The 12,290-nt window shown below is 66.0% G+C and carries 10 protein-coding genes, 4 tRNA genes and 1 pseudogene; 8 read left to right on the plus strand and 7 right to left on the minus strand.

Annotation, left to right across the window (positions count from 1 at the left end):
- Positions 1-3 precede the first annotated feature (3 nt).
- From AAFP30_RS22305 to AAFP30_RS22325, 5 genes are all read right to left on the minus strand, one after another.
- The gene (locus tag AAFP30_RS22305; RefSeq protein WP_419232212.1) at positions 4-4,146 is read right to left on the minus strand and encodes a hypothetical protein; all 4,143 of its coding nucleotides are present in this window, start codon (positions 4,144-4,146) and stop codon (positions 4-6) included.
- 37 nt (positions 4,147-4,183) lie between these two features.
- Positions 4,184-5,047, minus strand: coding sequence for a hypothetical protein (locus AAFP30_RS22310; RefSeq protein WP_419232213.1), 864 nt, complete (start codon positions 5,045-5,047; stop codon positions 4,184-4,186).
- A 341-nt stretch (positions 5,048-5,388) separates the two neighbouring features.
- A tRNA-Phe gene (locus AAFP30_RS22315) sits at positions 5,389-5,465 on the minus strand.
- A 30-nt stretch (positions 5,466-5,495) separates the two neighbouring features.
- A tRNA-Asp gene (locus tag AAFP30_RS22320) sits at positions 5,496-5,572 on the minus strand.
- Positions 5,573-5,618: 46 nt separating this feature from the next.
- Positions 5,619-5,691 (minus strand) — tRNA-Glu (locus tag AAFP30_RS22325).
- Positions 5,692-6,013: 322 nt separating this feature from the next.
- Between AAFP30_RS22325 and AAFP30_RS22330 the strand changes: the two genes are divergently transcribed.
- A tRNA-Lys gene (locus tag AAFP30_RS22330) sits at positions 6,014-6,089 on the plus strand.
- Positions 6,090-6,313: 224 nt separating this feature from the next.
- Here the strand turns inward: AAFP30_RS22330 and AAFP30_RS22335 are convergent.
- Together AAFP30_RS22335 and AAFP30_RS22340 are read right to left on the minus strand one after the other, a co-directional pair.
- Positions 6,314-7,423: pseudogene (locus AAFP30_RS22335) on the minus strand (Arm DNA-binding domain-containing protein); the annotation flags it as partial.
- A 2-nt stretch (positions 7,424-7,425) separates the two neighbouring features.
- Positions 7,426-8,010 carry a helix-turn-helix domain-containing protein gene (locus tag AAFP30_RS22340; protein WP_419232214.1) on the minus strand — a complete coding sequence of 195 codons (585 nt, stop codon included), beginning with the start codon at positions 8,008-8,010 and terminating at the stop codon, positions 7,426-7,428.
- A 156-nt stretch (positions 8,011-8,166) separates the two neighbouring features.
- Between AAFP30_RS22340 and AAFP30_RS22345 the strand changes: the two genes are divergently transcribed.
- The 7 genes from AAFP30_RS22345 (at position 8,167) to AAFP30_RS22375 (ending at position 12,288) form a co-directional block, all read left to right on the plus strand.
- Positions 8,167-8,412, plus strand: a complete 246-nt coding sequence (locus tag AAFP30_RS22345; RefSeq protein ID WP_419232215.1) for a DNA-binding protein — start codon at positions 8,167-8,169, stop codon at positions 8,410-8,412.
- 95 nt (positions 8,413-8,507) lie between these two features.
- On the plus strand, positions 8,508-8,906 hold the full coding sequence (locus AAFP30_RS22350; RefSeq protein ID WP_419232216.1) for a hypothetical protein: 399 nt from the start codon (positions 8,508-8,510) through the stop codon (positions 8,904-8,906).
- Positions 8,903-9,091 carry a hypothetical protein gene (locus tag AAFP30_RS22355; protein ID WP_419232217.1) on the plus strand — a complete coding sequence of 63 codons (189 nt, stop codon included), beginning with the start codon at positions 8,903-8,905 and terminating at the stop codon, positions 9,089-9,091. Before AAFP30_RS22350 ends, AAFP30_RS22355 begins: the two co-directional genes overlap by 4 nt.
- The gene (locus AAFP30_RS22360) at positions 9,088-9,675 is read left to right on the plus strand and encodes a hypothetical protein (protein WP_419232218.1); all 588 of its coding nucleotides are present in this window, start codon (positions 9,088-9,090) and stop codon (positions 9,673-9,675) included. The genes AAFP30_RS22355 and AAFP30_RS22360 overlap by 4 nt, the downstream gene beginning before the upstream one ends.
- A complete protein-coding gene (locus AAFP30_RS22365) occupies positions 9,672-9,941 on the plus strand; it encodes a hypothetical protein (RefSeq protein WP_419232219.1) in 270 nt (89 codons plus the stop codon). The genes AAFP30_RS22360 and AAFP30_RS22365 overlap by 4 nt, the downstream gene beginning before the upstream one ends.
- Positions 9,938-10,225, plus strand: coding sequence for a hypothetical protein (locus tag AAFP30_RS22370; protein WP_419232220.1), 288 nt, complete (start codon positions 9,938-9,940; stop codon positions 10,223-10,225). The genes AAFP30_RS22365 and AAFP30_RS22370 overlap by 4 nt, the downstream gene beginning before the upstream one ends.
- Positions 10,222-12,288: a bifunctional DNA primase/polymerase gene (locus tag AAFP30_RS22375; RefSeq protein WP_419232221.1), complete on the plus strand. Its 2,067-nt coding sequence runs from the start codon at positions 10,222-10,224 to the stop codon at positions 12,286-12,288. Before AAFP30_RS22370 ends, AAFP30_RS22375 begins: the two co-directional genes overlap by 4 nt.
- Positions 12,289-12,290 lie beyond the last annotated feature (2 nt).

Here is a 12,290-nt window from a genome sequence, read left to right on the forward strand (position 1 = left end):
TTCTCACTTCTCGACATGGAATCGCTTGAGTCCCGACAACCCATCGACGCCATTCACGTCGATCGTGACACCACCCGACCGACTGTGTTCACGATACGTGACAGTCACCTTCGGATCGTCGGAGATCTTCCACACCTCGATGTCACCCTTCGGTGTGTGTTTGACGTCAGGTTGTCCCAATCTCTCCGTCAGTTCTCGACGGATCTGCTCAATTCGCTCCTCGTCGAGTAGCCGCACTCCCTTGGCATCTTCGGTTCCCAGGAGTTCTCCAGCGTCGTCAGTGACGATGTCGCGGACATGGTCGGTTTTCTCTGCAGCCGTCTGTGCCGGCTCGTCGCCATCGTCCCAATCGGTCGTCGAATCATCCGCGGGTTCATCGGCGGTCGCCTCGTGTTTTTCAGCTGCCGAACCGTCCGCCGCCTCATTCCCGGTCTCCGTGTGGTCGGAGGAATCGTCCCCTCGGTGACCGTCTGTCGGTTGCAACCCAAGCGGATCCACGACAGTTCCGTCGGCATCGAAGGTCATCGCCCGCGATTGGCCTCCGAGGTCGTCGCTCATCGGCGTCTCGACTCGCGCCCCGGGAGGTCCGTCGACACGAACGATCTCACCGTCACGGTTGATCGCCGCGAACGCGTGTGCGCCGGGCGCACCGTCGTCGCCGACCAGGGACGGATGTTCTACGACGACCAGCGCCGCCGCACCGTCACCCAACTCGGTGAGCTGCTGATGCAGCATGTTGGGGTCTGTGGGCTTGAGTTCGCCGCCGCCCAACTTCTCCAGGTCTCGGCCGCTCAGTCCCAGGTCATCCGAAGACCCTTGTGCTGCATGCTCGTCGGCGGGTCGCCCGAAATGCTCATCGATGGCCGACAGCGCATCCGTGCCCGAGTGGTTCGCCGGGTCGTCCCCGCGGTGGTCGGACGACGGCTGATCGGACGGCAGTTCCGGGACATGGGCATCGACCTCGTCCTCGCCGGCACGCGATGTCTCAGACCCGGCCTGATGGTCTCCGGAGTGGCGATCACCGTCCGTGTCAAGGTGCTGATCGTCGGCGCCAGCATGCTGTTCGCGATCAGCCTGAGCCGATGCGCGTGCCGCGTCGAGTCGCGCCCGGGTCTGGGTGGTCTCGCGTCCCCCAGCCGACGCGGGGTGTGTGGCGTCCGCGCCGAGCACCAGCAGCGCGGCGGCATCCGCATCGGCCGCCACGTCACCCGTGGCCGACGAACCGTCGCCGGTGGTGGTGAGTTGGGTGTCGTCGGCGGTCGCCGGGATTGGATCGCCATTGGGGGTACCACCGACGTCGGGTGTCGACGACGGCGTACCGTCAGATCGCGTTGTTCCATCGGAGTCGATTGTCTCGGCCGTAGAATCGAGAGAATTCTGCTGTCCCCCAGAGTTATTGACAGCAACGGGATCGTCGGTGCGTGACGCCTGTATCGGGTCCGGGGTGGACGAACCGTTGTCCATGCCCTGGTCCTGGGCATCCAGAGATTTCGGCGACGAGTCAGCGGTGGACGCCTCCACCGGTTCCGGTGCTGGTGTGGCGCCGTCATGCTTCGAGGGCTCTCCAGCACCCTTCTCGACCGAGGTGTGACCGCCGGTCCGATCCGGTGTCGGCGCCGCGGCAGGATGCGAGCCGGACGGGTCGCCGGTCCCAGATCGATCAGATCCGTGGCTATCCGGTTTCGGGGCGGAATGCTGCGCTCCTGATTCCGGCTTCGTCGCCCCATCGCCGCGTGTCGGCGAATTTTCATGTCGCACTGCAGGATCTGCCCTCGAACCATCGGTTCGTGGCGCCTGCCGCGGGTCCCCCTCGGGTGCTCTCGTGTGCGGGCGTGTGTTGTCGCCGGAGGGAGTATCAACTCGTGGCGTATGCGTGGGTGGCGCGTTGTGTGCCGGTGCGGGCACGTTACTCGCCGGGGTTGGCGAGTTCCCCACGGGCGCGGGCGTATTGCCGGGCGGACCCGGTGGGTTGGCGGCCGGCGCCGGTGCACTGCTCCCGGATGGCGGTGCGCTCGTCGTCGGTGTCGGCGCGGCATTCGTCTGGGGCGGCGCCGACGATGGTCCGTCCGGGACGGGCGCGGAGTGGACCGACGTCGGCGTGGTCGCTGTGGGGACACCCGACCCCGAGGCGTGTACGGGTTGTCCGGCCGACATCGGCGTAGTCGAGGCGGGAGCCTGCGGCGATGGCGTCGGCTGGCCGGCGGACTGCGGCGTCGTCGACGTCGGATCATGTTGGCCAGCAGTCGGTTCCACACCGTGAGGGGACCCGCCGGCATTGGCGGGCGTCTCGTGACCATTGGTGGCGGCGGGTACACCGGGCCCGTTGGGAGTCGATGGTTCCGACGGCAGCGCCTCGGGGTGCGGACCACCCGGCTCGTCATGACCGCCGTGCGGTGATTGGCCGGTCGGCGCATCGCCGCCACTCGGGAATCCGTCGAGACCGGGCTGCGACGGATCGACAGGCGCCGGCGGTGACGGCGAATCCGGTTTCGGCGCAGGAGTATTCGGAGGCTGCGGTGATGTCGGCGTATCCGGCGCCGGATTCGGCTGCGACGGTGGGGACGGTTGAGAACCGCCACCATCGCTCGGATCCCCCGGACCCAACCCGCCGTCACCACCCGAAGAGTCACCCTCGCCGCCCGGAGGCGACGGCTGATTGTCGGGTGGACCACCTGCCGAACCATCACCCACATGCGGCGACTCACCACCTACGGAGCCATCACCAGCCCCGCCCTCCGGCGAACCGTTCGATGGTTCACCTCCCGACGACGGCGGCGCCGGGGTCGCCGTCGAATCATGCTGGCCGACTTGGGGTCCCCCACCAGTTGGGGCATTCGATGGTGCGGCACCCGGTGACCCGCTCGATGGGGACCCACCCGCAGGGCCCGCACCGGGTGTCGAACCCGACGGAGTTGCCCCGGGCGACGAGCCACCCGACGGAGTTGCCACGGGCGCGCCACCCGGCGACGACCCGCTGCTGGAACCGGGCGCACCACCGGACGATCCGCCCGCGGGAGCGCCCCCCGACGGACCGCCTCCTGGCGACGACCCCGACGGCGTTGCACCCGATCCGGGACTGCCCGGTGCCCCGGTCGGCGCACCAGGTGCACCCGGCGACGCACCGGAGGTCGAGCCATTCGGTTGACCGTCCGGCGATCCGCCGTGACCCGACCCCGATCCCTCGCCGGTGCCCGCACCACCGCTACCAGCGCCACCAGATGGCGCTTCCGGCGTCTTCGCGGTGCGGCCACCCGCCCCGAGAGCGCCAGTTGCCGCGCCGCCGAGCACACTTCGCGCGTCAAACTTGTCACCGTAGACTTCGTGCGCATAGACCCCGGAGGCTGTCGCACCAGTGGCCCCATCGATTGCTCCGGCGACGGCTTTCCGCCCGGCGCGTGATCCGAAATGGGAGATCTCGTCGATGTTTTGCCCCGCGAGTTTCGAGAGGCCTTTGCTGGCAGCTTCACCGGCGGCGCCGCTCGCTGCGCCGCCGACCGCGCCCACCGACACGGCCTTGACGAACGAGCCGAGGTCGAAGTCCTTCCGCCCACCGGCCGCAATCTGATACCCCTGCAACCCGGCATTCTGCACCGCAGCGAGGGCCGCGTTGGTGGCCGCTCCTTTGACCGCCTGCAAGAGGATCTTGCCGGCCACGTTTGCCGCGATCTTGTCGAGCAACTCCTTCAGCCCGATCTGGACGGCAAATCGACCGATGGCCTGGATGATCGGTATCTGGGCCAACGATGCGCCCAGTGTTTCCACCGCCTCGGCCCACGCCAAGATGATCTGCAGTGCGGTGACAGCGAGCGTCGCGTAAAACGAGAGTTTGGTGAACTCGACGTTCGTGGCCGAAGTGTCCGACATCTCCGCGGCTTTATTGGCCGCTTCGGCGATCTTGTCCGGCGAGAGGTCGCCACTCAGGAGATCGCGGAACAGTTGGTCGAGGGCCTGGGTGGTGGCGCCCTGCATGTTTCGCTGCACCTCTTGAGCAGCGCTCTCCAACTCCGGAGACAGCGCCTTGACGTCCTCGCCTGCGTCGCGCCACGCGGTGGCGATTCGGCGCAGCGAATCCTCGTCTGCTTCAGGCCATTCCACGCCGATCAGGGCACCGACCCAGGCGAACCCGGTGGGATACAACAAGGTCATGACGCGGCCCGTCCCAACCGACGGCCGTTGATTGTCGTCACAGTATCCCCAACTGACTATGTTGCAAACGCTGATACAGCTGGTTGCTCATGCGCCTGGATGCCGCGCGGAAGTCGGTGGACGTGGATGAACGCCACATCACGCCGTCGTCGGCGACGTACCAGACCGCCCATCCCAACCGGAACCCAAGCGGGTCGTCGGAGGCCGGCGGTGGTGCCCACACGCGCCATCCGTCGCGCATCCGGTCGGCGCGAATCCGGTCGACGGGATAGCCGCCGGCTCGACTGGTCGATACTGCATCGCGTGCCGTGTGTAGCGCATCGGCCGCCGACATCCAGGGCGACACCGGAATCGACGACACCGGAATCCCCGTGCTCTTGAGATCATCTCGACGACGCAGCGAGGGCTGGGTCTCGTACGGGGTGACCTGCAGGGTCACCGCAGCCATCTCTGCGGGGCGGACGCGGGCCGATGCAACACCCGACGCGTCGACGACGACCCCCGGCCAAGAACGCAGCTCGGCGACATTCGGCGCTGGGCCGGCCGACTGTTTCGCGTCGAGGAAGGTCAGCGGCAGTTGCAGCACGGCTGTGTTGTTCGGGGCGTCGAGGCTGTCGATGACCCACGTGACGTTCTTCCACACACAGGTCGCCTCGACCGCGCACATCGCCTCGATCTCCCCGTCGGGCACGGTGAGCATCGCGGCGAATGACGGGTTGTCGGGAGTGGCAGGAAAGTCACGCGGAATCGGTTCACCGAGGGCCACGGTGAGCACAACGCTGTCGGCCGGCCACGACGACACCCTGGCCGTACCGAACCACCGATCGTCCCGGCATGCGTGAACACCCGTCGGGTAGATCGTCGAGCCGTCCATCGGCACGATGGCCGAAGTTGCGGTCACTGCCTCACCCCCGGACAGAGTCCGCGAGCGCCCATCACACAACTGTCAGAGTCGTCTCGGCATTGAGCCACCTGGCACCCCCAACTCGCAATCCCCCGATGCCGGCGCACGCGCTTCCAGCTGCGTCTAACGCCGTTCTTGCGTGGCAAGACTACCCGCGGGAGTGCCGACGACCGGCGACCAGGCGGTCGGAAGTGGGTCAGTCGAATGACATGACGCCGACACCGCCGGCACGACCCCGTCGCGAACGAAATCGGTTGCGATTTTCATCGGTATCCGACACAAACCGCAACCAATCCAAAAAGAAAACTCCCGCCGGACGCAATGTCCGCGGGAGTTCATGGTGGCCAGGGCCGGGATCGAACCGGCGACCTTCCGCTTTTCAGGCGGACGCTCGTACCAACTGAGCTACCTGGCCGGAAGGTGCCGGCAAGAAACCGAAACCTTTTGGCGACCCTGACGGGACTCGAACCCGCGACCTCCGCCGTGACAGGGCGGCGCGCTAACCAACTGCGCCACAGGGCCTTGTTCTGTTGTGTGCCACCCGCGCCCGCAAGGGGCTGGGCAAGCGTACCCCCTACGGGATTCGAACCCGCGCTACCGCCTTGAAAGGGCGGCGTCCTAGGCCGCTAGACGAAGGGGGCCGGTTCTCCGTTGGGAGCCGACTTAGCTTAAGACACGGTGCCCGATAATCACAAATCGCTTGGTCAAGCACCCTATTCGGCCCATTCACCTGCGAAGACGCGTGGATCAGAACACCCTTGACCGGATCATCGGAATGCGATCTAGGTCACACAATCCCGCCTGGCGCAGCGGCTCGGACGCCGTCCGGTCCGTCGGTGAGTCGCGGCGCATACCGCGGGGTGCCGAACCGCTTATCCCCGAAACGTCCGAATCCGGGGTGTCGCCCGTCCCGCCCAGACACTGCCTGTAAACTCGTCTCGGCTCCGCTCCGGCGGGCTGCCTGCCCCTTTAGCTCAGTTGGTAGAGCTACGGACTTTTAATCCGCAGGTCCTCGGTTCGAGCCCGAGAGGGGGCACCATCGTGACCAGGCGATTCATCGAAAGATGGGTCGCCTGAGTTCGTTTCAACGGCCTCCGTGGTCACCGATTGGTCACCTTCGCCTTGCGAAATACTTTCCTGGTCACGCCCGGCACGCGGTACGAGAGCCGCGGCACGCTCGGCAGCCTGGGCGCCAACGCCATCGAGCAGGTGACTGTAGGTGTCGGCGGTGATCGAGATCGACGAGTGACCGAGCCGCTTCGACACGACGGCAATCGGGATGTCGGCGGCCAGCATCAATGACGCCGCGCCATGGCGGAGGTCATGCAGACGGATGCGACGCAGCCCGACCGCGTCGGCCAACTGGTGGAACCGCTCGGTCACGTCGGCCGGCGGGATCGGCGAACCGTCCTCGCGGGCGAACACCAGACCATGATCGTCGTAGGCGCTCCCCCACTCGGCGCGCTCGAGTTCCTGGGCCGCGCGGTGTGCGACCAACACGCGCACAGTGCCGGCATCGAGATCCACGACGCGATGGTCACCACTCGCGGTCTTCGGATCCCCGAACCGGTACTGGCGGTGCTCGCCACCGCAGAACGGGCACCGCACCCCGGTCCCGTCCACCTCGACGATCTGCTGACGCACCACCAGGCGAGCCCGGGCGACGTCGATGTCATCCCACCGCAGGCCGACCAGCTCCCCGCGGCGTAGGCCCGTCATGGCCGCGGTCTCGTACATCGCGCCGAGGCGATCGGCCACTGCAACGTGATCGAGGAACTTGCCGAGCTCGGCGGGCTCCCACGGCCGAACCTTCGGTCGGGGTGCGCGCGGCAGCTCCATGTCGGCGGCCGCATTGAAGCTCACCAGGTGCTTGCGCTTGGCGCTCGTCAGGGCACTGCGCAACGTAGCGTGGACACGTCGCTGGGTAGCGGGGCTGAGCGGTTTCGGGTTGCGCCGCTGGCCCTTTCCGATCTTCGCGCCCTTGGCGGGCTTGGCCGGCGACTTCGCGATCTCACCGAGCATGTGCTCGACGTGAGTGGCCCGCAGGTCACGCAGACGCACGTTGCCGAGGTGCGGAACGATGTAGGCGTCGACATGCTGGCGGTAGCTCCGCAGAGTGGTGGCGCGGATGCCCGCCTGCTCCTTTGCCGCAAGCCATGATTCGAGGTAGGCCGCCAAAGTGAGGCGCTGGTCGACGGCGACGACACCGGTACGCACCTCCGACTTGCGCTCGTCGAGGGCGTCCTGGGCCTCCTTTTTGGTCGCGAAGCCCCGCTTGCGCTCCTGTCGGCGCTTGCCACTGGCCGGGTCACGACCGAGGTCGACGACGTACATCCATCCGTTGTCGCCGGAGCGTTTCACGCTGCCTTGCATGGCTATTCGCCGCCTTCTGCTGGATTCTTGAACTCGTCCGGAGGTAAGAAACTCTCGAGGAACCTACGCACCGCCGCGGCATCCGTTCCACCGTGAGATTCGGCGAGCGCGTCGTCCGAAACGGATGCCTGTTGGACCGCGTAACGAAGTAGCTCACGGGCATCGATAAGGCGTGAAACCGCTTCTTGCGCAGGCAGCCCGGCCATGTATGAGCGGAAGATCGCGGGCACTAGGTCGGCATCAACGGATTCGTGACTTCGCCGCACTAAGTCGCCCGGCTCGACCTGCAATCGCACAAACGCGTCGTTGACCCGCTCTGCAATCGAATTGATCTCGTTGGCCGAGGTACCGGCCGTCGCCAGGAACACGTCAAGAATCGATTGCTGGTCGTATCGCTTCAGCGCGAGCATCTCATCGAGCGAGAGTTCGAAGAGGCCGGCGATGATAGCGGCCTCGTCCAGACGAACCGCGCGATCGAGCCCCTCGATCTTCGCAACCGTTGTTGCGTGCGCCTTCAATCCCGCGCTCGCCATCTTCTCCGCCAGGTCGGCCTGCGACCACCCGCGGGTTTTTCGTTCGTCCTTCATGCGGTTAACGAACCGACCGGTGACGTCACCTGCGAGTTGATTACTTCCCATAACGGGATAGCTTCCCGGAATAGGTTGCATTCGTCAAGACTGGACAGTACTGTCATCGATAGCACTCCCAATTCGGTAGCGCTAACCCGATCAGGAAGGAATGCCGTGAAGATCCGTGAAGGTCATTGGACCCCCGACATGGTCCGTGGCCTCGGCGTTCGTACCAATCTCGAAACCGCAAACAGCATTCTCGGCCTATCGCGAGCTGGAGGATATGAACTGGCTCTACGCGGCGAGTATCCGGTCAAAGTACTCAAGGTTGGCCGAAAGTACATCGTTCCCGTTGCCGGACTTCTTGCGGCACTCGACATTCCAGCCGAGGACAACAGCGAACGGCAGCTCACGGCGTGACCCGCGCCGAGCGAGCAGGGATACAGAAAAAGAAGAACGGCCTCAGCACCACCTGAGACCGCCCCAATCAGAAACCACCCGCCAAGGAAGAACTGATGACAACCACAGTAGCCCACAAGACCACCAACTTCGATCTCCCCACGATCGACGCCGCCAGCAACTCGACATTGCTGCACGGGCATGTCGACGAACTGCTCACGCTCACCGGGCCTCGAGTCAGCTCCGACAACGCCGGCGCCGACGACGTGCGACCCGTCCAGGTCTCGCTCACGCGCGCGGCGGACAACGACCCCGAGTACGGCGAGTCGCAGCTGCTCTACACGATCAACGTGCTCATCGGAGAAGGCGGCGATCACGGCTATGACGAGGTGATCTCGTTCTACGACATCGATCGCGCGGAGGCCTTCGTCAGCCAACTGTCTGCTGCAGTGCAGGCGGCTCGCCGCGACCGGGAGGCCAACGCAGCATTCATCGGATCGGCGGTGACCCGATGAGCGCCACCGCCGACCGCAACTACTGGTGCGACCGCGTCGCTGACGCATGTAACCAGCTCGAACCCCACTCGCTGACCACCGAGCAGCTCGCCGCGTTCGCAGTGTTCCTCGAGACCCTGATGGGCACGCACGGGAAGCCGCAACGCCCGGCCCTGACCCTCGTCCCTACGGGCGGTGCGTCATGAGCGAGGCCACCGATATGGGCTTGCTGCTCAACAGCATCCAGGAGTTCGTCGTCGCGACGGGTGGATCGTTCAGCGTCTGGTCAGGCGCCTATCACGAAGTCACCGTGCACGGTCTCGACCGCGATCGGTTCCCGATCTTCTGTGCCAACGACGACACCGCGCCGATTCGCATCATCGATGTCGGCGGGGAGGTGGTGATGAAGTGCCGCAAACCGACGCTGCTCGAGGCGTTACGCACTGCGAGCACCTACCTCACCTTCCCGCCGCCGCTGGGTGATCAGGCCGTGCTCCAGGTCGTCGACGACGAGCGTGGGGTGCTGCTCGACCGCATGTGCATGGCGCTGCTCACCGGCTGCTCGTTCCACGAGGTACCGCCATCAGAGGATCACATCTCACAGGCACTGGCGCGCAACGGCATCCGGCGCCGCAAGGAATACCAGGCGATGACCGGCCGCGCCGACGATGACGTCGACATCATCGATGTCCTCGGCTACTACGCGAAGTCCGAAGGCGTCGAGCTGGTCGCCGTCGGGCTCGACGGCACGCGCACGGTACTGGCGAGTGTGGACGGTGATGCGGGATGAGCAACCTCACCACCATCTGGGACCGCCCACTTCGGCGACGGCAGCACGCGGAAGACCACCTCGCCGGCGACTGGATCGACGGGCGTCCGCATGTCGATGGGCGGATCGCATCACTGGATCGGCTGGGCTGGTGGATCGCCGTCTACGAGAGCCATGGGCATCCGCCGACGATCGGCCGCGACGCCTACGACCGAATGACAGCAGCGGGAGGCGGATTCGCCCGCCTGGCCGCACGTCTCGACCTCAAGGAGGAACCGCGCCGATGACCTGGGAGACGGTGAAAGTCACTCGCCGAAGGTCCGACCTCGGACCATTCGCGATCACGCCGCAACGGATGTACGACGCACAGGTCATCCTCCTGCAGCGCAACGAGATCGGAGAGACCCGCGTCGTTCTCGGATTCCTCGTCGGAGCGGAATACCTGCCGGCCGAACAGATCCCGGGGTGGTCAGGTGAGTTCGCCGAAGATCTCCTGAACGAGGGGTGGACGATCGACGGCAAGATTCACTTCCGCAGCGTGCCCACGCGCACCTATCGGGTGGCCATGTGACTGCCGCGTCATCGCACACAGAGCCCGTCGAGAACACCTCGGCGGGCTCGGTGGTGCGTCCGTCGCAGATTTACGGGGTTGCCGCCGTGCAGTACTGGGACGCTGGCTGGACTGGGGTTTTGCCACTCCCACCGCGGCTCAAGAAGCTGCCGCCTGCCGGTTACACCGGCTACCGCGCGACCGAGCCGTCCCGCGCCGACATCCAGGCGTGGATCGAAGACCGGCCCGACGGCAATGTCGCGTTGCACATGCCCGACACAGTCATCGGTATCGACGTCGACGCCTACGCCGATAAGACCGGCGCGCAGACCATCGCGGAGGCGCAACGGCGCTGGGGCCCCCTGCCGGCCACCTGGTTCTCGTCGTCACGCACCGACGGCAGCGGGATCAGTTTCTACCGAGTCCCGGCCGGGACACACCTGGCGTCGGTCATCAAGTTTGCCGACCTCGGCCTCGGGCACATCGAGATCATCCAGGCATCGCACCGCTACGCCGTCGTGTCGCCGTCGATCCATCCATCCGGCGCCAGGTACGAGTGGCGGACACCAGATGGATCGCCAGCACGCACACTGCCGTCTCCACAGGATTTCCCGCTCTTGCCTGAGGAGTGGATCGACGCGCTGCAACGGTCGCCCGAACCTGCGGATACTCATCCGGACGCCGATCCTGTCGCGCTCGTCGACGGCAGCATGTCCGATCGCGTCTGCCGGGCACTGGCCAAGGCTCTCGAGCAGTTGTCCGGCGTCGAGAGCCGTCACGACGCGATGTGCCGAAACACGCTGGCCGTGGCACGTCTGGCCGAACAGGGAGAACCGGGCATCAACGATGCCGCCGAGATCTTCCGCGGACGGTTCGTCGCCGCAGTCGTCGGCGACGGCAGCCGCACCGAGGCGGAAGCTCACGCGGAGTTCGCCCGCGCATGGGAGAGCGCCCTGGGCAAGGTGACGCGCAACCCGACGCCGCCACAGATTGAGGTAGTCGACTCGGCAATCGTGCAGCTCGCCGACCGCCGACGCGCGCTGGAGGTCAAAACCGTGGATTTCCCCGTCGGCGACGGCAGTGAGGTTGTCGTCGCCGAAGCGATCGCCGAGCGTGGACTCGGCACCTACATGATCGATGGCGGCAGCTTCATCCACGACGAACCCGACGGTGTCACGTCGTTGTGGGGAGCTGGTGACCGCTCCTTGTGGTCCGACGGCGAAGCGCTCATCGTGTGCGGGCCGCAGGGCGTCGGCAAAACGACGCTCGGATCGAACGTGCTCGCTGCCCTCATCGGAAACAGCCCTGGTCAGGTTCTCGGTCTCCCTGTACGGCCCGTCGACCACGTGCTGTACCTCGCCATGGATCGCCCCCGTCAGGCTGCACGTGCACTCCGGCGGCAGCTCGGTCACTACGACCGTGACCACCTCGCGAAGCGGATGACGTTTTGGAAGGGCCCGCCGCCGCACGACCTGGCGAAGAACACAGCGATGCTGACCGCACTCGCGGAAGCGGCCGGCGCCGATGTCGTGATCGTCGACAGCCTCAAGGACGCCGCGATCGGCCTGTCCGATGACGAGGTCGGCGCCGGCTGGAATCGCGCACGACAAGCGCTCCTCGCCTCCGGCCGCAACATCCTCGAGTTGCACCACATCAAGAAGATCTCCGGAGACAAGAAGCCCGACATCGCTGATGTCTACGGGTCGACGTGGATCACCTCCGGCGCAGGGTCGGTGGTGCTGCTCAATGGCAACCCGGGCGACGCCGTCGTCCGTTTCCATCACGTCAAGCAGCCCGTGGAAGAACTTGGCCCCTGGATGCTGCTGCACGAGCAGGAGACGGGCCGTATGGACGTCCACGGCCAGATCGACCTCGTTGTCGAGGCGGCACGGTCCGGTGGAATCACTGTGCTGGACGCGGCACGGCTGCTCTTCGAGAAGGAGAAGGTCACCGCCAACGAGAAGGAGAAGGCCCGCCGCCGCCTCGCGGCACTCGTGCGTGACGGGCGTCTGACGGAGCGGTCTATCGACAGCCGCGGGACGATCACCTACTTCGCGATAACGCATCAGCAGGTGGCGTCATGACC

It is taken from the genome of Gordonia sp. CPCC 205515, from assembly GCF_048537925.1.
Classification (GTDB): domain Bacteria; phylum Actinomycetota; class Actinomycetes; order Mycobacteriales; family Mycobacteriaceae; genus Gordonia.